The following is a 22,019-nucleotide window of genomic DNA, read 5'->3' as shown; positions in this document are numbered from 1 at the left end:
CAGACGACCTCCTTCTTTAGCTTTCAAAGGAATACCGAGCAATAATCTTTTCAATATCCTGATGTGGATGGGGAATCACATTATGACTGTATACTTCTGCGCCAAGGCTTACCACCGCCTCAACACCAGCTTCCACCGCCGCATTAACCGCCCCAACATCGCCCTTAACCAAAACTGAAATATAGCCTGATGCCACATTTTCGTAGCCAACTAGCTCCACATCTGCCGCCTTGCACATGGCATCTGCTGCTTCCATCACAAAAACTAATCCAAATGTTTCAATAAATCCAAGCGCCTCACTCATTGCTTGACCTCCTTCTTTCACGTCATCGTTTCTCTTACTCTGATCCTAGCATCATCGCCAGGGGCCTAACCGTCACGCTTGATCAATATCGTGGGCCATGACAATCTGACCAATTGGTCGAATGGGTCTTGGCATCACATTACTGGCCGTCACCTTGCCAATACGCCCAGCGGCCTCGGCACCGGCTTCAACTGATGACGTCACCGCCGCCACATCCCCCTTGACCATCACCGTCACTAAAGTTGATCCCACATTTTCATAGGATACTAATTCCACATCGGCCGCTTTTAACATACTATCGGCTGCTTGAATGGCAGGAACCATGCCAATCGTCTCCACTAAACCTAACGCCTCGTCTCCATGATAGTCCATCTGATTACCCCTTTAGTCATTTTATTTACTGCCACATTGCCTTTTTATGATGGCTTAAATCATGGCCATCTCTTAAGTATCTTCATCTTAGCATGTAGCTAAAATAGAAAAACGCAAAATTCATCGATAATTTGGTACTTTTGTAACCGATTACCAAATAATCCTTGGACTATTTTGCGATTGTTGGATTATTCTGCTTTTCACTTGGATAATCACAACTATTTTCCCTTTCTTCCTAGCTAAGTCAAGGCTTATCCTTTTTTTCACAATTGAAATAGAGTATAATGACTCCTGAAGACTGCTTTTTATTAAACCTGATTGGATGTAATAGCATGATAAACAGAGATGACATACGTAACGAGACGGCTATCGATTTATTGATTAGCGAAAAACTGCAAGAGGTCTTTAATCAGCCTGATTTGACTTTTGACCGGTCCATCTTTACTGGTGGCCTAACGAATTACAACTATCGAATGAACATCAAAGGCAAGGATTACGTCATTCGAGAACCTGGCATTTTAACCGAAATAATGATTGATCGTCAAATTGAGCAGGTCAATACTGACATCGTTTCATCCCTAAACATCAATTCAACTTGCATTTATTTCGACCCTGAAACCGGCATTAAAATTAGCGAGTTTATACCCAATAGTAAAAATTTAGCCCAAGCCGATCCCTTTGCTGAAAAGAATCTGGCAGCCGTAACAGCCATCCTAAAAAAAGTTCACACCTCGCCTGTTCAATTCGAAACAGCCTTTGATTGGAAAAGCGAACTAACCAAATACGAAGAAGTCATTCAGTCAATCAATGGTAATTTATTTTTTGACTATCCTTCCTTAAAGAAAAAACTCTATGACTTTTTTGAGAGGTATGTTACAGATGTCCAATTAGTTCCGTGTCACAATGACACCGTGCCAGAAAACTTTTTAGTGGATGATCACAATCGATATTACTTAATTGACTGGGAATATTCTGGACTCAATGATCCCACCTTCGACTTAGCTGCCTATATCGTCGAAACCCGTTTGCCAAAAGTAGCCATTGAGCAACTACTTGAACAGTATTACGGTCAGACTATCCCAGATGATGCCATTCAAAAAATTAAGGCCTATATCCTCTCACAAGATTTACTATGGACCGTTTGGGCCTTAATCCGTCACTATTGCGGAGATAATTTCTTGGATTATTGTGACAGGCGTTACGAGCGTTTCCGCCGTAACATCCAAGAACTGTCAAAAGACCCTACCTATCCCTTGTATAAGATGGTTGAGAACTAAAAAAAGGATTCTGTTTTCACGTGAAAGTGAAAACAGAATCCTTTTAATATTAAATACTAATCTAGCTTATCTGTATCTAGACCATCTTGTTTCTTTTTAAAGAAGAAATAAACAACGACCATCATCAAGCCCATCAATGACGACATCATGCTAGTCTCTTCTACGCCAGTTTTCGGTAGATTTGCTTTAGCTGATTTAATGGCTTTGGTTTTGGTATCCGATTTAGTTGTGTTTTGTTTTGCAGGTGTATGGCTGGTGTTCTTAGAGCCAGCATCTTTGGCTTTTACAGTTAAAGTAATAGTCTTTTCAGCATTTTTCGGTGCAAATGGCTGAGTGGATAAAGCTTTAGCTTCTTTGCCATTGTTAACCCCTGAATAGGCCGTAAACTTGATTTGGTGAGTTCCAGCCTCAACTAAGTTGCTACCTGGATTTGTGACTCTAATCGCTTCACCGATTACTTCAAAGCCAACATTTTCAGCATTTTCAGTGGTTGCCCAAGCTAAAATCATCTCTTCTGTTAATTTATCCCCAATATACATGGTTTGATTTTCAACGTTAAGAGTGGGCATCAACACATCTGCCACGGACACTGTGATTATTTTACTATCTTTATTATTAGCTGTATTAGTATATGAATACTCAATTCTATACTTACTGGCTGGAACATTGGTATCAATGTCGCCATCTAATAAAGTGTACTCCGTCACTGCTAAGTTGTCGCCATCTACGACATCACTTGCTGTCGCCCAGCTTTTAATCATGGCATCTGTCACTATTTCGCCAATTTTAACAGTTTGGTCAGTCGCATTAATCACTGGAAGTCTTTCAGCAACCGTCACTTCTAAAGAGGCTGTCGCAGTGTTGCTTGATGAGTTCGTGACCGAATAATCAATAGTAAAGCTATTGCCCAGTGTTGAAGTATCAAGAACACCGCGTTTCGTTAATGTATAAGATACCTCTAAATTAGGCTCTAGTGGGTCTTCAACTTTGACCCAGCTCTTGATCATCTCATCTGTAATTATTTGATCTTGGACAATTGTTGGCGGAGTGACAATAAGTGTCGGGACTCTTTTTTCTACGATAACTGGAACGATCAGCGTTTCTGTTTTATTAGCAGAATTAGTGGCCGTGTAGGTAATTGAATAATCCCCTGGCGTCTTACTGTCCACCGTATGAGTCGCTGTTACTTTAAGAGCACCGTCACGTTCATCCGTGGCTGTGGCATAATCCTCAGCTACAAATTTTGTCCCTTGATGAATGACAATCGGGTTAGCTTTAGGCGTAATCGTGATTTTACTTTCAGCAACTGTAATGTTAACCGTGACTGACTCTACAACACCACTGGCGCTTTTAGCGGAGTAAGTAATTGGATACACACCAGCAATAGCCGAATTAACGGTACCAATAATTGAAAGACCAGAATCGGTCGTTCCGTTGTAATCGCCTAAATTCTTAGTCGATCCGTTAGCCATGGTTTCAAACGCCGTCACCCCTTCTCTAGGATTAAAGGTATCGCCGACAAGAATTCGACGGTCTGATGCCTTCAATGTCAAACCCTTAAGTACCGTTACATTAACAGTTACTTCTGTAGAGGTATGATACTCAGTGGACGTCACGACAACTGAGATATTAAACTTCCCAGCATCACCACCACCTGCAGACCCATTAGTCTCAATGATGTATTTTGACGCTGGTAAAACTTTACCATCTGGGCCTTTTACAACCAGACGTTTTTTAATTTCACCTGTGACATCACCATTTTGAGCAATGGTAAAATCTGAAATTGAAGCCGTTAACATACCATACTTAGTGTCATCAACCACATATACTTCGACTGTTCGAGTTGTTTTTGGCCCGCCATCGACGGAATCCACTTCATACATCACGATGTAAGGTGCGCCGCCTTCAGGCGTTGCTTTAGCAGTATTAACCGTATTTTTTACTACTTTAATTCGTTTGCTAACATCACCTGAATTATCATAGGCATAGACGCCTTCTCTTTCGTTAAAAATAGAGCCTTTTTTGATAGTTTTAACAGGGTTAACTGATAAGGTCGGAGCGTTAAGGCCTCCATTGTTTTCGCCTGGAATATGACCCACCCCGTCACCTGGAGATGGTGTTGGTGTATCAGTGCCAGGGGCCGCAGGTGTTACCGGCGTTGGCGCTACTTCAGGTGTTGGTGTCGCCGGATTAACTGGTGTTTCGGGTGTAGGCGTCACTTCTGGCGTTGGAACCACTTCAGGTACAGGGACTACTTCTGGTGCTGGTGTTGGTACTGGTGTTGGTACTGGAGCAGGTGTTGGTTGCACTGGTGCCGGAGTTGGAGCTACCTCAACCTTAGGTATCTCTACTTTCGGAACTTCGGTTTTAGGTACAACCGCTTTCGGTGCCTCTGTTGCTGGAGCGTTTACAGGTACTTCCGCTGCAATTGCCCCTTGAGCGTTTAAAAATGTCGGAGCTAATAACGTTACCAATGTCAACTTAATCAAATGTTTGTTTTTCATAAAACTCTCCTCTGCATTAATCGTTCCTTTTAAAATAAAAGGGTCTGTTAAGTATAATATATATCGAACATTTTATAAACCCCTTTAAACGAAAATGTCTGAATTTTCTTTGTATTGATCCGTTATTATATGTTTATTAATGTAACAACCATCTATTTATAAATACACCCTTTTTATAACAATCGATATCAATAAAAGCCTTTTAAGTCAGTCGCTATCCCAACTCGTTAACAATTAACAGACAATGTTCGTTTAAGCATCGTTGTCATCCGTTCTAAAATATCTTTTTTTTATAACATTTACACTTTTTAAATCAATAGTCACATAAACCGACTAAAAGATAGCTGCGTCCCCTATCTTTTAGTCGGTTTATCTTATTTATGAAGTTGTTGTAACTATTCAATCCATGGAAAATGATGGGATAAGGAAAGTGATTGTCAACATCACAACTTTATCAACAAAAATGGCTTCACATAATCGAGGAATCAAAAAAGCATTGGTAGAGCGCAGCTCTTATATTTCGCCAATTGACTCCATCCTAATAGCAGGAGTCTCAGTAAATCACGTATCAACAGCCCTCACAAGACACACTCTCATGACAAGGCTAAGTAGCTTTTCACGAGTCAACAGACGCAACTCGCTATAACAAGTTAATCAAGTCAAACAATTAGAGAGTCCCACTGTCTGACCTTTTTCCCCTACCAACTTAATCACAGGTAAATGTGCCATTTTCCAGACGACAAGCTTCCCCATCCATTTGATTATTTTCAATTGATTGGGGACTATTTTTTTCTTCGATCCTCTCAATTGCCGATAGTAAGTGAGCCACCGACCTTGCCCCAGAAATCTGATAAGTCTCATCAATCACTAACGACGGAACACTGCTAATTTGATATACTCTGGCAAGCTCTAAATCGGCCAACACCCGTTCCTTGGTCACTGGATCCTCAAAAAAACGTCGCCATGTTACCAGATCTAAGCCGATTTGATTAACAATACCTTCTATTACATCTATTGATTCAATATTTTTATTATCAACAAACAAGGCTTCTTGCAACCCATCAAATAACTTCCAGTATGTTTCATCATCGGCCATTCTCTTTGCAGCCATAACGGCCATCAGACCGTTCATTGAGGATGGGAATAAAAATGTTTTGTCTTTCATTCCCTCAATATTGAAACGATGTTCCTCGTCGATTTTATTAGCATGCTGCCAATGACTCATAATTTCCATTTTTGCAGCTTCTCGCGAGCCAAACATGGTATCAAACGCCTCAACCTCTTTAACTAAAGCAAACGAACGATGAACAATCTCAATGTCAGGACGCCTCTTTTGCAATTCCCTCATTTGATAAGACATGGGAAAACAAAAGCTGCAAATAACATCGTGGAAAAATTCTATTTTCATTAGGCCAACTCCTTTTCACGCTTACTTTTTGTAAGTGTCATTAAATTGTACCTCAGCTTCTAATCCTTTGTAAAGAATTATGTTTTCCTATGGTGGTATTCAACTGATTCGACCCATTAACAAAAAAAGAAAAGACGTTACCTTTAGCCTTTGCTTGGTAACCCCCTCTCTTTTTGCAACAAAATTCATCGTTAATTAGTGAAGTCGTTGCCGCAACAATTGCTTAGACCTACGGCTTAAGAAATACTCTTTTTCTTCCAGATTTTCTGCATATTTAATCCTAACATCCTCGACTAGCCTTTCCTTAACAAGTGGAAAATTATCACTCGCGATGATGTCGATATCAGTTTGTTCCATTATCTGCAACTGAATCAATATTAAAGCTTTCGCTTCTTCAACATACTCATCAAGCATCTCATTCACATTTCCCTTTTTTAACAGTTCCTTTTGAAGTGTATGGAAAAAATCACTATAAAGGGTCTCAAAAATATGGTGGGGGATTTCTTTCAGTAATATCAATTTAGTTATTGTTTTCATCCATTTTGTCTCCTTTTCTGTGACGAACTATTAGTGATTGAATAGCCTACTTTACAACTACTACTGTGCATGGCGCATGAGCCACGACATACCCCGCTGTGGAACCTACTAACATGCGTGAAATGACATCTTGACTTGTTGCTCCCATCATTATCACATCAATCTCAAATTCTTCAGGAATCAGTTTCGCCAACTGCTTTTTAGGGTCACCTGATCGAATGATTGGCCTCGTCGTTTTCACACCAAAAGCCTTCGCTTCAGCTATTTTTTTTGCTAGTTTTCGGTCAAACAAAGCCTGTTGCTTATCCGATAACCCTAACCCTTTATGATGAGGTTCTACGTCATTACTAATTTGTGCAATAAATAAATTTGATTGATAATCAACCGCCAACTGCAAGGCTTCTTGAAACGCTTTCTCTGATTGTTCCGAGCCGTCTACTGCCACTAAAATATTCCTGTATCTGTTTTTCACTTCACCAACACCCTTCCTCGCCACTAAATGGTCCATATGTAAAAAGGGCGCATTCACAATGAATACGCCCTTTTTGGCACACTCAAGAATCCGTTTATCTCGCCCTAGATAAACTATCCTTGAAGCTCTCGCCCAACCTTAACTATTTAGTTGTCTTCTTTTGATTGTGACTAACTTAATTATAGCATATTTTTTTTGATTTTCGACTTAATTTCTACCTAACATCATCTTAATTTTCCCCTGTTTTAACCTGTGAGGACACAGAGGTGCTTACGTCATATGACTAACTGCCATTTAGTTGACTGGTCACCTGCTCATCATAAGTTAAAACAAAATACTTATCCCCTAAGCTAAATTCTATTTGATTCTCGCCACGTTTCACAATATCAAGAGTGATCCAAGACTGGCCAGTAACACTATCGGTGTTAGGTTGCTCCGCCGTTACACGATAGCTATTTGGCCCTGTAACAACAATTGTCATTCGATCAAAATACTCCATTGTCCCTGGCATACTTCCTGGAAAAGAAGTAAATAAGACGTCCCCTTCTAAGTCGGGATTTTTCACAGCATTAAAAGAGATAGTATAAGCTGACCGACTACCATCATCGAAAATAGCCTCACCTGAGTAGACTTTGCCAGCTAAATCCGCTTCAGATATAACAGGCAATTCCGGCTCAGTTGTGGGCTCAGATGTCGCCTCGACGATTGGCTCACTACTAATTGGAGTCGTCGATTCACTAGTGACACTCGTTATGGAACTGTTCACCGTCCATTCACTGCTTGAGACAACTGACGACGAGGATGGTTTTACTGAGCTGTTGTCAGTGGCCTCTTCCACTTTTGAACAACCTCCCAAAACCAAAACTGCCACTAAACACATAACTTTTTTCATATGCTCCTCCAAATTATTGATTAATTTACCTTAGACTCCCTTTATTATAAACTAATCCCAGTGATTTTACTCGCTAAACTAATACTGATTAAAACTTGTTTCTAAGTAAAAAATGAGCATATTTTATTTTAATAGCCTTACGTCATCTACTCTCACATCTGAATCCTCAAAGCAAGATCTTCTATTGCCAAACTAGCTTGGTACCACCGTCATATCGCGAGTCTTAACACCCACTTATCTTCAACTATGACCTAAACCCACTCACTTAAGCAGTTGACAATCCTTTGAACCCCTTGTTCCAGTGTTTTTCGCGGACAACCAATATTCACTCTAAAAAACAGCCCCTTCTCTTCAAAAAAATCATCCCCAGGCTGAATCGCCACACCACTAGCCACCATCTTCCCTCGCAACTCTTGACCGGTTAAAGGCAAGGAGGACACATCTATCCAAACCAAGTACGTTGCCTCTAGCTTCGTCACTTTTGCAAAGGGACAAACAGCCAGCTCATTGACCAAATACAAGTAATTATCATAGATGTACTCCTTTAAAGTGTCCACATAGTCTGCTCCGTGTTCATAGGCTTTAGTCATGGCCAGATAGGCAAAACTATTTAACAAATCACTGGTATGACTATAATCTTTGATCTGATTTATCTTCTCAACGTACGCTTTGTTTTCTGTAATGTAATAAGAAACTTGTAACCCTGCTAAATTAAAGGTTTTCGTCGGAGCATTTAGTATGATCACTTCTTGTTCATACTCAAGAGCCCTTGCCACTTTCATCATCGGGGTAAAGCGTTGGCCCGGCATAATCAAATCCGAATGAATTTCATCTGACACGATTGGAATCCCCTTCCTTTGGCAAATCTTTAGCAATTGACTCAATTCGCTCTCCGTCCACACCCGCCCCGTTGGATTATGTGGGTTACACAGAATAAACAGCTTAATTTCATGATCCTTAACCAGTTGCTCCATTCCTTGAAAATCGATTTCATACCGGCTATGTGGGTTTAACAATCGCCCTCTGACAATTTGTCGATTAGCAAACACAGGTTGCTTTTCCAAGGGACCATAAGTGGGATTAAACAACAGTACCTTATCGCCTTCTTCCGTCAAGGCTCGAACAATATTATTAAGGCTGACCACGACATTGGGGGTGAAAAAAAGACTGTCCTCTTCATAAGCGATTTGATTGCGTCGCTGATGCCAGGCAATTGGCGCCTCTTTATACGGAAAACCATAAAAAGCATAACCATAAATACCATGTTTAGCCCGTTCACACACCGCCTCGATGACTTCCCTTGGCGCCCGAAAATCCGTGTCTGCCACCCACATCGGAACTAACTCACTTTGACCATACATAACCTCAAGGCCATCCCACTTTCCTGAAATCGTTCCTCTCCGATCAATTACCTCGTTAAAATAATCAACTTCATAAGACATATGATGTCCCTCCTTTTTTTAAGCAATTCGTGTGACTAATTTTTTCTCAACATTTGTCACCAACAAAAAGACCGCAATTCCCAAGGCAAACCCTAGTGCCACCAAAAATGAAGTCGTCGCAAGATTATCTGATAGCAGCCCTGCCACTCCATTCATTAACATCGGGGATAAGGCAAAACCCAAACTGGTTAAGGCCGAAAATAAACTCATGCCCACAGGGACCGATGTTGATTTCAGTAGTGAGGTGATGAGATAAAGAAGACGCGTCATCACACTGCCATAACCTAACCCAAACACCAAGGCCCCTCCTACCAAACCAACCTTCAGATGCCAGTTACCGATAATAAGCAAGCCGCTCGCCATCAATAAATAACTGACTAAAAGTGTCCGACTCTTTAAGCGTTTTACCACATGACCTGCCACAAACCCCGCTAATATCGTACCTAAGCTGTAACATGACAAGGCTAAGCCTGACACAGAAGAGTCACCAATCCCCTTAATATCCGCATGTAGCGCCATATTATTAGACAAGGTGGAACTAAGCATGGTTAAGGTGACCGCCAGTGTCAATAACAAAATTATGTTAACGTTTGCCACCTTAAATTTGCGACCATCTGACGCTGAAACCACTTCTTCTGCTTTCACCACCTTTAAGACCGGATCATTTGGCAACAATATCCCTCCTAAAACAAACGCAACAATTGGCAATAAAAAGATGCCATAGTTATATTGCCAGCCGTAGACAGCCAATACGCCACCAAGAAATGTCATTGACATCGTTCCTAACCCTTGAAATCCCGTCTTTTTCCCCAACATAGCAGTGCGAGCATCGCCTTCAAAATATCTGGCAATCAAAGCCGGAATGGTGGCAGTCATTAAACCACTCCCCCCACCGATAAACACAGAGATGATTAAAAGAAACGTAAAATTAGTATGAAAGATTAAGGGTAAACAACCTAACCCCAAAAAAGCTGCTCCCCCTAAGACCACTACTTTTTGGCTAAAGACCGACTGTAATTTACCAGCAATCAACGATGCTAAAAAACTCAATAAAGCAGCAATGGAAACAATCATTTGCAACTGCGATCGCCCCACATCTGGAAAAGCATTGCCTATTTTGGCCAATGCCGGCGTTATTCCTGTTGCGATATTTCCAACAATAATTAATGCAATTAACCCAACTTGTAACTTTCTTTTTTCCACAATAAGACCTCCTTATTAAACCCCGCTTGTTTGATCATTCTTTAACAAACACCTGTTAACGACACCCTTTATCCTTTCCAACACCGAATTTGCTACTAGTCACAGACTCAATTTTTTCCATTTTTAACAAGAAGTACTTCTCGTTCCCTTAAGACTATTGGACAGGCCTATCCAACAGCTAGCCCAGCACGACAACTGACAGCCTAATAATTACGGCAGTGATTAAAGGTGATGTTATTTCCATAAACAAACATCAAAAGATCTGAATGACGAGTTAAGGTGTCTCAGAATACGCAAAAAAACGAGACTAGACTACCTGTCTAATCTCGTTCCAATTGATGCCATTATGAAAAAACAAACCTTTACAGCCGCACCTATCCTTAAATAAACCTAAGCATTTTCTAGAATTTTGCGAAAAAAACTAGAAAAAAGCGCTTAAATTAGGTACAATAGATGAAGCTGGTGTAAAAGCTAGCTTGGCAACTGATTGACTAGTACTGTAGTCTTTTGGGCATCGCAGGGGGATTGCAGTCTCCTTGCGAGCACGCCATAAATTATTATTTAGTTGTCGTGATGGTGCTAACACGGTCATTGTACGACAGGATGTAAGCGATGTCAATAACATGTATTTAAAATAACATAAAAAAAGGGCGTCTTCCTAAAGGGATCTCAAGGGAAAGGAGGACGCCCTATAATCATGCAGAAATAACCATACAAATGTTCTTATTAGATGCAAACAACCTTTTGAAAAAACTTCGTTCTACTCACATACTCTCCCACCTATGAACACCAGCGGGCATGTTTCAAGCCATTAAATAACTTATTCTCAATTGCTTTCTTAAATCTCTCACTGGTGTTTTCAAGTAAGTCAGAATTTTCGCTAGATAGTTGTCGTTTTTTGAACAACAACTAGCCGATTTTATTTAGTTATTTTAAAAGAGCAAAATAAAGTTTATCATAAGATAGATACGCTTCAATTGAGTCATTAAATTCTTTAAAATTTTCAACATAACCTATTTACTAAGATAGAAATCCGAAAGAAGTAAAACCTGATCATCTCTCATATCTTGATACAAACCATAAAAGGTCATCTGTCATAATAATTCGATACTCGCGACCTTACATTTCACCTGTAAATTCTCTCTTCAACTCGTCTCCCCTTCTCAAGTCCACCATCATCTATTCAAGCAACTCTGACCTGACTAGATGATTGTATGACCCTTTTACTTTTCTAAACAGCTAGTTAGAAACAACATCTTTTTAACAAAGGCTGATTCCTTAACGTGTCACTTTTACTGATAAATCACACTATTTTAAGTAATCTATTGTACATAATGACAGAGAGAAATAATACAAAAAAAGAAACAAACTCAATATAATATCGGTTTGTCTCTTTGCTATTAAAAATGATTTAATCGAGAAGATACAGCTTTTTGACGATAAGTCAATCCTATCTGGATACATATCTTCAGCTCATCCATAGGAAGATCCTCTGTTGTTGGGAAAATAATTGACCTATTTTTAGTAAAATCTAAGGTGTCGGCAAATATTTTTCTGAATTGTTCCACTAATGTTGTCTGGCAATGAAAAAAAATCGCGATTTTATCAGGACCGAATTGGTCAAGTCGAATTGCTGTCCCATTTTTTGCTGTATATGTTGGTTGATTCCATTTCAAATTTTCATTTAATAATTCATTAGGAGCTAGTTCCTTCTGGGTATCAAAAATTAATTGTCGGATTTTAAGTAGGTATGTATTTTGATCAGGCGAGAAAGTTTCAAACACTTTCTATACATAATAATCTTCAAATGGAATCATACTCTCCTCCTTGATTAGTTGATTCCTCTTTAATTTTTATGGGAATCCATAGCTCACTTTGGTATGAATCAGAAGTCATATCACCTTCAAAATACACTTCAAGTCCAGGTAGTGATAGTTGGGTATAGTCTGAATTAGGCAACCATTCAAGTAACACATCTTTTTTCAGATTGATCATTGCACCACCAGGAATAGACCCTGAGCAGCTAAATAGTCCAAGTGAAGCTCAAGTTAAAGACCTACCTGATGTTGCAGCCGTTACAAAGTTAGAGGAACGTGTTACGCGGCTAAACGGTCAACTACAAGAAGAAAAGCGAAAGAAGCCGCAACATTTAGTCTTACCAACAATTGAAAAGTCAACATGAGAAACTACTGCACCACAATTTAACGATTTTAAGAAAGCTACGACTACATGGAATAGATGTGACTGATTTGGATAATCTACTGAGCCAAATAAAGAACTAACTAAAATAATCCCCCCCTTTTTCCTAGTCGAAATACAGGAAAAAGAGGGGGATTTTAATAGTGCCTAATCGTTATCAATAGGCTTATTTTTTTCAAAGTACTCTTTCATGTGTTGATATAAATAAGGTATATCAGCAATTGCTAACTCACATATTTTTTTATATTCTGATTCCAAAGCATTATATTTGTAATTACGCCAAATCCCAGTCTCTTTAAAACAATTATCGTCAGTATCTCTTGCGATTTTTGGAATAATTTCATAATTTATCCGAGAAGGATATGATTTTCCGAATCGCCACTTTAAATTCCCCTCAAAAGAATCAACAGCATTTTCAATTAATTGATAGTTATTGTCATTATTATTATCTTTAACTAATCGAAAATAAAGAGCTGGTGTTTGATAATAAATATCATCTTGGAAATACATTGCAGATTTAGATAGTTTAATATTAAAAAAATCTTTTAACATGTCAGCGATAATCATTGTATCTTTATTGTCCATTCGTTTTTTCTTATATAATTGTTATGTAAACATTTATATATTTTCCTTTTCTAGAGTTGTATTTCGTATACGTGTAATTTCTTTATATTTAATGATTGTAGTTCTCTAAAGTATTGATCTTTTACAATGGGAACAGACGCGTATCTGGGATCATAAATAAGTCCTCGATATGAAAAAACCATATGATAATCCATGTCAGATCTAATTCGGCCATACTCTAGAACACTAAATTTCCCACCATCTTCTGCCATAACATTGTAAACGGTCCCCTTAGGATTAACTTTGGCAAAATCTTCTGCAATTTCAGAGCAATCAATATTCGTATTATCTTTATACTTGGGATTAGCCATAACTTGATTCATTTCTTCTCCATAATCATCTAGATCTTCCCAACTACCCGCATCCGATTCTAAAAAACTGGGCATCGTCAGTGTTAAATTATTAGTATTAGCGACATAGGCTGAGTAAGCAATGGTTACACCTGCGACGGCTATCCAAAACAGCAAATCATCGACTATAACAAACCGCTGTTGAGGGCCAATCATTGGATTGAAGAGTTGCTTATTGGAATAAAACTGTCCTTGCCCAACATATTGAATAGGGAACGTAAATATCTGACTTCCTAATGGCACATAACCTAAACTAGTGAGTGTTGGCTGAGTGAGTGACGGCGCACTTAACAGATAATCGGTACCAAATATAGTATCCAACACTGGATATCTCCCATAAGACTGTTTCCAGATCCTTGATAGGGTGTTGGTGACTTGGACAACCGTTGGCAACAATGTCGAGTTATGATAGGGTGCATATAGATCAGTTAACGCTTGATTATAATGACCTCCAACATAAATATGCGTCCGATCTTTGTTTGTATCTATAGATAATTGCCAGTCTTTAAACTGACTTCTTTTCATCTGAAAGGCCGTCTCAGAGGTAATACCTGTCAGTATCACATAATACTCCCCTGCTGGCAAATCTAATACTTCACTTGCTTTTCCAGATGAATAGGCTGTGGAAAAAACTTTCTTCTCCTCTTTATTATACACTGTTAAATTTTTTTTGTATGATCCCGTTAAGTCAATATTTAACCGAGTGGTCTCTGGTAGTGAAAGTGAGTAGTATTGATTTTTTTTTGAGGTTCTGCCTGTTTCATAAAAATGCCAAGGAGTAACTAGCTGATTCTTTTTTGCTGTAGCTAAATCAACTTCGGCAATGTTTTCAGATTTAACAATCATGAACTCACTTGTCGACCAATGATTGAGCCAACGCATAATATAATTCATGTCTCGCCCAGTCCAAGGGTGGAAGGTCGCTTCTTTATAATATTCTTTAAATTCAGGTTTTAATTCTATCGAGCGATTTGGGATATTAGTTCGCCCAGACCACCATTCTAAGTAGAGGCCACTTCCTTGCCCATACAACGCCAAATACCCAGTGTTGGCGTACCGGAAGGCCCCTTCTTTGGTTTTCTCAACCACATAATAATTATTTGTAGATTTGATGTAAGAACCTGATAAGTAAACATGGCTGTTACTTAATCCTGATATGTAATCTTTTGTACCGTATCTATCTGTTTCTTTTTTACGTGAAATTTGTTTATAAGCATATTTGTCATTTAGAGAGGGAACAATTTCTGCATCATTTTTAGATAAAAGCCAAACATCATCCGCAATATCTCCAGATTTAACAATCATAAACTCACTTGTCGACCAATGATTGAGCCAACGCATAATATAATTCATGTCTCGTCCAGTCCAAGGGTGGACGGTCGCTTCTTTATAATATTCTTTAAATTCAGGTTTTAATTCTATCGAGCGATTTGGGATATTAGTTCGCCCAGACCACCATTCTAAGTAGAGGCCGCTACCTTGTCCATACAAAGCCAAGTAGCCAGTGTTGGCGTATCGGAAGGCCCCTTCTTTGGTTTTTTCAACCACATAATAATTATTATTAGATCTGATGTAAGAACCTGATAAGTAAACATCGCTGTTGGTTAATCCTGACGTGTAATCTTTTGTGCCGTATCTATCCGTTTCTTTTTTACGTGAAATTTGTTTATAAGCGTCTTTGTTATTCAAAGAAGGGACAATTTCTGCATCATTTTTAGATAAAAGCCAAACGTCATCCGCAATATCTCCAGATTTAACAATCATAAACTCACTTGTCGACCAATAATTGAGCCAACGCATAATATAATTCATGTCTCGTCCAGTCCAAGGGTGGACGGTCGCTTCTTTATAATATTCTTTAAATTCAGGTTTTAATTCTATCGAGCGATTTGGGATATTAGTTCGCCCAGACCACCATTCTAAGTAGAGGCCACTTCCTTGCCCATACAACGCCAAATACCCAGTGTTGGCGTACCGGAAGGCCCCTTCTTTGGTTTTCTCAACCACATAATAATTATTTGTAGATTTGATGTAAGAACCTGATAAGTAAACATGGCTGTTACTTAATCCTGATATGTAATCTTTTGTACCGTATCTATCTGTTTCTTTTTTACGTGAAATTTGTTTATAAGCATATTTGTCATTTAGAGAGGGAACAATTTCTGCATCATTTTTAGATAAAAGCCAAACATCATCCGCAATATCTCCAGATTTAACAATCATAAACTCACTTGTCGACCAATGATTGAGCCAACGCATAATATAATTCATGTCTCGCCCAGTCCAAGGGTGGAAGGTCGCTTCTTTATAATATTCTTTAAATTCAGGTTTTAATTCTATCGAGCGATTTGGGATATTAGTTCGCCCAGACCACCATTCTAAGTAGAGGCCGCTACCTTGTCCATACAAAGCCAAGTAGCCAGTGTTGGCGTATCGGAAGGCCCCTTCTTTGGTTTTTTCAACCACATAATAATTATTATTAGATCTGATGTAAGAACCTGATAAGTAAACATCGCTGTTGGTTAATCCTGACGTGTAATCTTTTGTGCCGTAAAAAGCTTCTTCAGGTGAATCAAAAGAGAATTTCATTGCCAACATGTTTTTAGCATGTTCAATAGATGGGCCCGCTTCTTTTGGATCACTCTTTGTTGAAGGAGTCTCTAAACTTTTGTTTTCTACACTACTTGAATAGGTAGTAGTTATTGACGAGTCTAAGGTATCCAAACTTTCTTTTAAATCGTCCTTTTTTTTGCTAGAGTTATTAGTTGATGATGTTTGTTCATCTACCGATTTAACCGTTAAATCGAGATTAGTTGTTGAAGTGTCCGTTTTATCTTGTCTAGTTGATGAGGATGTAGCAACGATAGGTTGTTCTTCGAAAGAGTCAAATGTATTAGTTTCACTATTTTTGAAAGACTTACTTTCAAAAAATTGTTCGTTATCACTGAACATGTTTATACTTTTTCCTAAATCAAGCTCAGAGACATTAATTTTGGTTACTAGGTTGTCTATTTCTGAGAAGCCTGTTTCGGAAAAATTGGTCACACTATCCTGGCTCTTACCTACAATTATCCCCTCTAAATCTATGAATAAAAGGCTATCCTGGTCAGTCAAACTTTCCTTATGTGATCGAATCATTTCCACCGTTTCTGGCTTTTCTAATACATAAAGATCTGCTTTACTATTATAGCGTATCAAGGTTTTTAATTGTTGATCTACCATGACAGGATAATAAGCATCTTCTGTTATTTCAACACTCGTGACGGAATACAGTTTAACTGGATGTTGTATGATATAGTCTTCTGATTCCAAGTCCTTTAATAGTTTTGGTAAATGATCTCTTAAATCGGAATCAGGTACTGCACTGTAGGTGTAGAGTGGTGCAACCGGCTGTAAAGTCATATCTTCTACGACACTATCCACAGCTTGAACAGTCACCGGTATATACTGGCCAATAAGAAAACTAGTAAGTAATAATTGAATAACCTTAAAATAATACCCCTTTGCAATTTTTTTCATCAAAACTCTCCTTTTGACTAATGATAGATACTAATTAATGCTATCATATTAATTGTTCAGAAACTATTCGTATATTTTTTATTGTGAGTTATTTACATAATCCCTTACAAACTATTGACAAGAAAAAGAATGCATCTGTATATCTCAGCATACGTCCTTTAAATTTTCCTTCTCGTTTTGCAATCGCAATCCTTTCTTTTTGACGCACCCGTATCAAGTCTCTTTCTAATTGATTGACACCGGCCATAACAGTTAATAAAAAGTCACTATAAGGATTCTCTTCAGATAAATTTAACCAGGTATCCTTAAGGGAAATTAAGGCAGCCTTTTTCTGGCGAATTTGTTCCACCAATGAAAATAAATCTTTTGTACTTCTTGTTATACGAGTGAGATCTGTCACATAAATAATATCTCCAGCTTTTAGCTCACTTAAAAGTTTTTGTAGTTCTAATCGATTCATGGTTGGTCCGGAAAAAATTTCTTCATAAATGATATCTAAATCTAATTTTTCTAACTGCTCACGTTGCCTTGAAGAATTTTGTCCATCTGAGCTGACTCGAATATACCCTGTTTTCGTCATTTTTCTCTCCAGTTATGAAACAAGTCATACGGGACCGTTCAAACGTCCATTGTTTCTTTTTTTATTAAGTTCCCATTAGATTTAACACTATTGGGAACTTTTGTCTATAATGGTAGTGATAATATTCTTTGTTACGAGGTGGTGAAAAAATGACAGAAAAGAAGTAACTGATAAATTTTACAGAAACCAAAAGGTTAGCGGCTTTGAATAAATTTCATATCATACAACCCTATTTAGAATGAATCTCACACTCAATGAGATTCATTCTAAAACTAATGTGTCGATTCGAACATTGAGACTCTGGATCAGCAAGTTTCGATCAAATGGATTAATTGGATTAGTTGCTAAAGAAAGGAGTGATAAAGACAAAATGCAACTGACCGAAGAAAATCAAAAAATAAAAAAAATGTATCTTGAAAATAAGAGCCTGTCCTTAGCCACAATTCACAGAAAAGTAACTAATTGGTACATCGAAAATAAAACTGAGAGTCCTTCTTATTATCAAACTAGGAAAATAATTCAAACAATTCCCAAACGAGTTGAAGACTATATCCCACCAGAAGTCTTAGATGTGACAACTCTTTTTATAACTGCTCCGGCAGTTCGCCCGCAATCTTTAAAGGCAGATTTAGAATCATATTCTAGCAACTTAAGATGGTCAAAAGAAGCCTACTACACCCAACTAAATAATCTTTCAGAGGAAGATGGACAGGAGTCTATATTTAGTGTCCTTTCAAATGAAGACGCATACACTGGTATCGAATTGATTATTGTAGATGAAATTGATCGATTAAAAACTCAAACAATTGAACTCCTACAAGATATTTATGACAAAAATGATCTTGGGATGATTTTCATAGAAATGCCAGGTATAGAAAAAAGATTATCTCGATACCCACAATTATATTCTCGTGTCGGATTTTCACATGAATATAAAAAACTAAATAATACTGAGCTAAACCATATGCTTGAACATAAGTGGTCTGAAATGGGACTAACTACTTCATATGAAGATTACGATGCCCTCACAAGTATTATTAAATTGAGTAATGGAAATTTCAGGTTGCTTCATCGACTATTTACTCAAATTGAGAGAATAATGGGCATTAACAATTTATCAAAAGTCACTACTGATGTTGTAAATGCTGCGCGAGATAGCTTGGTAATTGGAAACATAGAATAAACACTTAAAAGTCACTTCATTTCTGGAGTGACTTTTGGTGTGTAATATATAGCTACATCTAGGTGAAATTTAGCAGTAAAAATGATGCCTTAACGATTTATTCTTTCAACCAAAAAAATCAGTTATTAAAAACCGATGGCGCTTCAAAAAATTCCCCAATGTCGTCTTGACTAAATCGACTATACTTGCCGTTGACTTCCAGCCAATCCTTAATGAACATGTCATACGTAAATGCGTCACCTGCTTTGTTTATATCTGATAAAACAATCTGATGATCGTCAATAAATTGTTTAATTTTCGGCAAATCAGAAATTGAATCTTTCTCGATATAAGCCCTACTCTTACTATCTTGCTCGTACAAGACTAATATATAATCTCTTTCCATCATTTTTGTGTCAACATAATACCTGTCCAATATAATAATTTCTATTTCATCTGATACCCGTACCGATGAAAACATACTAAAAATATGGTTTGTGCCCCCAAATGATAATATTGGATGATTCCTTTCATTCGATATCGATTTCTTATACGTTGCTTTCGCATAATAATAGTTTTCATACATTTTGTGGTCAATCGGTGATAATTCGACTTCTTCTACTAAGGCCAAACTAGGACGAACTGGAATTTTTAATAAGCTGTGGCTAATTGTTAAATTTCGTCGATTGTACTCTGACCAATAAATTTCATCAAAGACGTTGACAATATCTGAAGGCTTGGCTTCTGATAGTGGCTTTCTCTCTCGAAATCGATTGGTTAGTGGGTAAAGACGTGTTATAAGTATCAAGATAACCATTATTAGTAGCACTTTAGCGTACTTTTTAAATTTAGTTGCTGATTTAGTAGCCATAATCGATCACCATTTCATTTTTAGTTTTTTATAAATCGTTACGAATTACTGCTGATTTCAATGGTGGTAAGATGCCATAACCTAGAAACGCTCATTTCCCATCTATTCTCCTTAACACTCTGTTCTTTCAAAATCGTGATTCATTCATCCCGTTTATTTTTAAAGCTTTAACAAAATCGTCAGTATCTGAATTTTTTTTTAATCATTGAAAAAAGATTGCTGTTTCAATGATGACATCAGCTAAATGATCTTTAGAAACTTGCGTGAAATCCGAATTGGCATTTGGCCAATGGTCTAAAACAATGTCCTGCAAAAATGTTAGCTTTTTTTATGGTTCTCTTCTATTCTCATATATGGGATGCCTAATAAACTGATGTCCCCTTAATTTTAGGATAGTCGATGGTCATCACACTAATCTACAAGTGAAAACGCACTTTATTAAATGGCCAAAAAACTAACTTTGCTTCATTTCTTATGGCTGATTTTTTTACCGTGCCAATTTGGTTGCTTCGACTGTCCATGGAAATCAACCTATTGTCACCCATCAAAAAAAATTCGCCTTGTGGTACCTCAATGCTAAAATCCTCTGTAAAACTAGTTGCTTCTGAGGCTATTTGCTGATAATTGACATCATCCTCATAAATATTACGCAATTTGTTATGATAAAACGCCAACTGATACGTTAAAAGAAACCGTTCAGTCACCGTCTCACCATTGATACTTAAGACATCATCAACCATTTCAACTTTTTCTCCGGGTAAACCAATCACTCGTTTCAAATATATCTCATTGGGAACTAACGGTGAGTTAATCGTGACCACATCAAATCTAGATATTGTTGAAAAATTTACTGCCACTAGTCTCTGCCCTTCTTCAAAAGTTGGCGCCATAGAATCACCTGAGACTGATACGATTCCCCATAAAAAAATTCTTGATAAAACCAGCATCAGCAAAAACAAGAGGAAGCCATACCTTCTTTTTATGTAATCTTTTATCATTCTCATCTCCCCTTCTCAAGCAAAACATCAACTATTTGGGTAACTTCAGCCTAAATTGTTGATTGCGTAGCCCTTTTACTTTCCTAGATAGCCATTTAGAAATAACATCTTTTAACAAAGGCTGATTCCTTAACGGTTTATTCTTTTAACCAAAAAAATTAGTTATTAAAAACGGATGGCGCTTCAAAAAATTCCCCAATGTCGTCTTGACTAAATCGACTATACTTGCCGTTGACTTCCAGCCAATCCTTAATGAACATGTCATACGTAAATGCGTCACCTGCTTTGTTTATATCTGATAAAACAATCTGATGATCGTCAATAAATTGTTTAATTGTTAGGGGATCCGACATGGAGTCTTTATGTACATAAGCACCACTATCATTATCTTGTTCATACATCACCAATATATATCTTCTTTCCATCTTTTTCTTTTCAACATAATAAATGTCCATTGTAAGAATTTCTATTTCATCTGATATTCTTACCCCTGAAGTAATGCTAAAATCATGAAATTGGCCATCAAATGATAATGATGGACGGAACCTTTCATTCGATATCGATTTCTTATACGTTGCTTTCGCATAAGCATAGTTTTCATACGTTTTGTGGTCAATCGGTGATAATTCAACTTTTTCTACTAAGGCCAAACTAGGACGAACTGGAATTTTTAATAAGCTGTGGCTAATTGTTAAATTTCGTCGATTGTACTCTGACCAATAAATTTCATCAAAGACGTTGACAATATCTGAAAACTTGGCTTCTGATAGTGGCTTTCTCTCTCGAAATCGATTGGCTAGTGGATAAAGACGTGTTATAAGTATCAAGATAGCAATTATTAGTATCACTTTAATGTACTTTTTAAATTTAGTTGCCGATTTAGTAGCCATAATCATTCACCATTTCATTTTTAGTGTTATCTCCTGTAGTTTAATTTCTTTGCTCTCTGCCTTAAGTCTCTTTTTACTTTAGCTTGTTGACTTTTACCTATTTTCTCAATTCTTTTCTGAGAATTAGAGCCGTATAGTACCGTAGCTAATTTGGCTACTAAGTCCTCTCTTTCTTCCTGAGTGTCTTCCTCTGTTAGTTGTATGCCAAATTGCAAGCCTGATCTCAGCGTAATCCTTAAGGTTTCTCCAGCATCGAAGGTTTCCCCACCAGGTACTCCATCAGAATAAATATCCGCGACGCCACGAAGTCTTAGTTGCTCCACCAATTCATCAAAGTCACTTATGGCTTCCCAAGAGGACAACTTATTCATATCTGGGACATTAATCATATGCTTTTCTAATTCACGCGTAATAA

The 22,019-nt window shown here is 37.7% G+C and carries 19 protein-coding genes and 1 pseudogene; 2 read left to right on the top strand and 18 right to left on the bottom strand.

Annotated features, from left to right (window positions below):
• Positions 1-16 precede the first annotated feature (16 nt).
• Entirely contained in the window at positions 17-304 is a 288-nt protein-coding gene (locus tag RWN13_RS08135) for a BMC domain-containing protein (protein WP_314062043.1), read from the bottom strand.
• Between the two features lie 72 nt (positions 305-376).
• Positions 377-676 carry a BMC domain-containing protein gene (locus tag RWN13_RS08130; protein WP_314062041.1) on the bottom strand — a complete coding sequence of 100 codons (300 nt, stop codon included), beginning with the start codon at positions 674-676 and terminating at the stop codon, positions 377-379.
• Between the two features lie 332 nt (positions 677-1,008).
• Between RWN13_RS08130 and RWN13_RS08125 the strand changes: the two genes are divergently transcribed.
• Positions 1,009-1,953 carry a phosphotransferase gene (locus RWN13_RS08125; protein WP_314062039.1) on the top strand — a complete coding sequence of 315 codons (945 nt, stop codon included), beginning with the start codon at positions 1,009-1,011 and terminating at the stop codon, positions 1,951-1,953.
• A gap of 56 nt (positions 1,954-2,009) precedes the next feature.
• Here the strand turns inward: RWN13_RS08125 and RWN13_RS08120 are convergent, their stop codons facing one another.
• The 12 genes and pseudogenes from RWN13_RS08120 to RWN13_RS08065 form a co-directional block, all read right to left on the bottom strand.
• Positions 2,010-4,457, bottom strand: a complete 2,448-nt coding sequence (locus RWN13_RS08120; RefSeq protein ID WP_314062037.1) for an immunoglobulin-like domain-containing protein — start codon at positions 4,455-4,457, stop codon at positions 2,010-2,012.
• A gap of 706 nt (positions 4,458-5,163) precedes the next feature.
• The gene (locus RWN13_RS08115; protein WP_314062035.1) at positions 5,164-5,865 is read right to left on the bottom strand and encodes a DsbA family protein; all 702 of its coding nucleotides are present in this window, start codon (positions 5,863-5,865) and stop codon (positions 5,164-5,166) included.
• Between the two features lie 195 nt (positions 5,866-6,060).
• A complete protein-coding gene (locus RWN13_RS08110; RefSeq protein ID WP_314062034.1) occupies positions 6,061-6,402 on the bottom strand; it encodes a hypothetical protein in 342 nt (113 codons plus the stop codon).
• Between the two features lie 46 nt (positions 6,403-6,448).
• Positions 6,449-6,874: a universal stress protein gene (locus RWN13_RS08105; protein WP_314062032.1), complete on the bottom strand. Its 426-nt coding sequence runs from the start codon at positions 6,872-6,874 to the stop codon at positions 6,449-6,451.
• 283 nt (positions 6,875-7,157) lie between these two features.
• Positions 7,158-7,766 (bottom strand): hypothetical protein, encoded by a 609-nt coding sequence (locus RWN13_RS08100; protein WP_314062030.1) that lies wholly within the window; start codon positions 7,764-7,766, stop codon positions 7,158-7,160.
• Positions 7,767-8,017: 251 nt separating this feature from the next.
• Positions 8,018-9,208: a PatB family C-S lyase gene (locus RWN13_RS08095; RefSeq protein WP_314062028.1), complete on the bottom strand. Its 1,191-nt coding sequence runs from the start codon at positions 9,206-9,208 to the stop codon at positions 8,018-8,020.
• Between the two features lie 18 nt (positions 9,209-9,226).
• Complete coding sequence (locus RWN13_RS08090; RefSeq protein ID WP_314062026.1) at positions 9,227-10,411, bottom strand: MFS transporter; 1,185 nt, start codon at positions 10,409-10,411, stop codon at positions 9,227-9,229.
• A 1,400-nt stretch (positions 10,412-11,811) separates the two neighbouring features.
• Positions 11,812-12,195 carry a DUF1801 domain-containing protein gene (locus RWN13_RS08085; protein ID WP_314062024.1) on the bottom strand — a complete coding sequence of 128 codons (384 nt, stop codon included), beginning with the start codon at positions 12,193-12,195 and terminating at the stop codon, positions 11,812-11,814.
• A 19-nt stretch (positions 12,196-12,214) separates the two neighbouring features.
• Positions 12,215-12,406 carry a GyrI-like domain-containing protein gene (locus RWN13_RS08080; RefSeq protein ID WP_314062022.1) on the bottom strand — a complete coding sequence of 64 codons (192 nt, stop codon included), beginning with the start codon at positions 12,404-12,406 and terminating at the stop codon, positions 12,215-12,217.
• A gap of 351 nt (positions 12,407-12,757) precedes the next feature.
• Positions 12,758-13,195: a hypothetical protein gene (locus RWN13_RS08075; protein WP_314062020.1), complete on the bottom strand. Its 438-nt coding sequence runs from the start codon at positions 13,193-13,195 to the stop codon at positions 12,758-12,760.
• A 50-nt stretch (positions 13,196-13,245) separates the two neighbouring features.
• Positions 13,246-17,103 carry a hypothetical protein gene (locus RWN13_RS08070; protein WP_314062018.1) on the bottom strand — a complete coding sequence of 1,286 codons (3,858 nt, stop codon included), beginning with the start codon at positions 17,101-17,103 and terminating at the stop codon, positions 13,246-13,248.
• A gap of 139 nt (positions 17,104-17,242) precedes the next feature.
• Positions 17,243-17,683: pseudogene (locus tag RWN13_RS08065) on the bottom strand (recombinase family protein); the annotation flags it as partial.
• 370 nt (positions 17,684-18,053) lie between these two features.
• On the opposite strand from RWN13_RS08065, the gene RWN13_RS08060 reads away from it, so the two are divergent.
• Entirely contained in the window at positions 18,054-18,866 is an 813-nt protein-coding gene (locus tag RWN13_RS08060) for an AAA family ATPase (RefSeq protein WP_314062016.1), read from the top strand.
• Positions 18,867-18,984: 118 nt separating this feature from the next.
• Here RWN13_RS08060 and RWN13_RS08055 read toward each other — a convergent pair whose 3' ends face one another.
• From RWN13_RS08055 to RWN13_RS08040, 4 genes are all read right to left on the bottom strand, one after another.
• Positions 18,985-19,716, bottom strand: a complete 732-nt coding sequence (locus tag RWN13_RS08055; RefSeq protein ID WP_314062014.1) for a TipC family immunity protein — start codon at positions 19,714-19,716, stop codon at positions 18,985-18,987.
• A 416-nt stretch (positions 19,717-20,132) separates the two neighbouring features.
• Positions 20,133-20,714: a signal peptidase I gene (gene lepB / locus RWN13_RS08050; protein WP_314062013.1), complete on the bottom strand. Its 582-nt coding sequence runs from the start codon at positions 20,712-20,714 to the stop codon at positions 20,133-20,135.
• Between the two features lie 158 nt (positions 20,715-20,872).
• On the bottom strand, positions 20,873-21,604 hold the full coding sequence (locus tag RWN13_RS08045) for a TipC family immunity protein (RefSeq protein ID WP_314062011.1): 732 nt from the start codon (positions 21,602-21,604) through the stop codon (positions 20,873-20,875).
• Positions 21,605-21,630: 26 nt separating this feature from the next.
• The coding region (locus RWN13_RS08040; protein WP_314062009.1) for a hypothetical protein at positions 21,631-22,019 on the bottom strand (389 nt) is incomplete at its 5' end.

The organism is uncultured Vagococcus sp. (genome assembly GCF_963518325.1).
GTDB lineage: Bacteria > Bacillota > Bacilli > Lactobacillales > Vagococcaceae > Vagococcus_D.
This window is presented reverse-complemented; position numbering and strand designations above follow the sequence as displayed.

Excerpts from the sequence above, each read along its gene's own strand:
- RWN13_RS08135 (WP_314062043.1), bottom strand. The coding sequence starts at position 304 with ATGAGTGAGGCGCTTGGATTTATTGAAACATTTGGATTAGTTTTTGTG.
- RWN13_RS08130 (WP_314062041.1), bottom strand. The coding sequence starts at position 676 with ATGGACTATCATGGAGACGAGGCGTTAGGTTTAGTGGAGACGATTGGC.
- RWN13_RS08125 (WP_314062039.1), top strand. The coding sequence starts at position 1,009 with ATGATAAACAGAGATGACATACGTAACGAGACGGCTATCGATTTATTG.
- RWN13_RS08120 (WP_314062037.1), bottom strand. The coding sequence starts at position 4,457 with ATGAAAAACAAACATTTGATTAAGTTGACATTGGTAACGTTATTAGCT.
- RWN13_RS08115 (WP_314062035.1), bottom strand. The coding sequence starts at position 5,865 with ATGAAAATAGAATTTTTCCACGATGTTATTTGCAGCTTTTGTTTTCCC.
- RWN13_RS08110 (WP_314062034.1), bottom strand. The coding sequence starts at position 6,402 with ATGAAAACAATAACTAAATTGATATTACTGAAAGAAATCCCCCACCAT.
- RWN13_RS08100 (WP_314062030.1), bottom strand. The coding sequence starts at position 7,766 with ATGAAAAAAGTTATGTGTTTAGTGGCAGTTTTGGTTTTGGGAGGTTGT.
- RWN13_RS08095 (WP_314062028.1), bottom strand. The coding sequence starts at position 9,208 with ATGTCTTATGAAGTTGATTATTTTAACGAGGTAATTGATCGGAGAGGA.
- RWN13_RS08080 (WP_314062022.1), bottom strand. The coding sequence starts at position 12,406 with ATGATCAATCTGAAAAAAGATGTGTTACTTGAATGGTTGCCTAATTCA.
- RWN13_RS08075 (WP_314062020.1), bottom strand. The coding sequence starts at position 13,195 with ATGGACAATAAAGATACAATGATTATCGCTGACATGTTAAAAGATTTT.
- RWN13_RS08070 (WP_314062018.1), bottom strand. The coding sequence starts at position 17,103 with ATGAAAAAAATTGCAAAGGGGTATTATTTTAAGGTTATTCAATTATTA.
- RWN13_RS08060 (WP_314062016.1), top strand. The coding sequence starts at position 18,054 with ATGCAACTGACCGAAGAAAATCAAAAAATAAAAAAAATGTATCTTGAA.
- RWN13_RS08055 (WP_314062014.1), bottom strand. The coding sequence starts at position 19,716 with ATGGCTACTAAATCAGCAACTAAATTTAAAAAGTACGCTAAAGTGCTA.
- lepB (WP_314062013.1), bottom strand. The coding sequence starts at position 20,714 with ATGATAAAAGATTACATAAAAAGAAGGTATGGCTTCCTCTTGTTTTTG.
- RWN13_RS08045 (WP_314062011.1), bottom strand. The coding sequence starts at position 21,604 with ATGGCTACTAAATCGGCAACTAAATTTAAAAAGTACATTAAAGTGATA.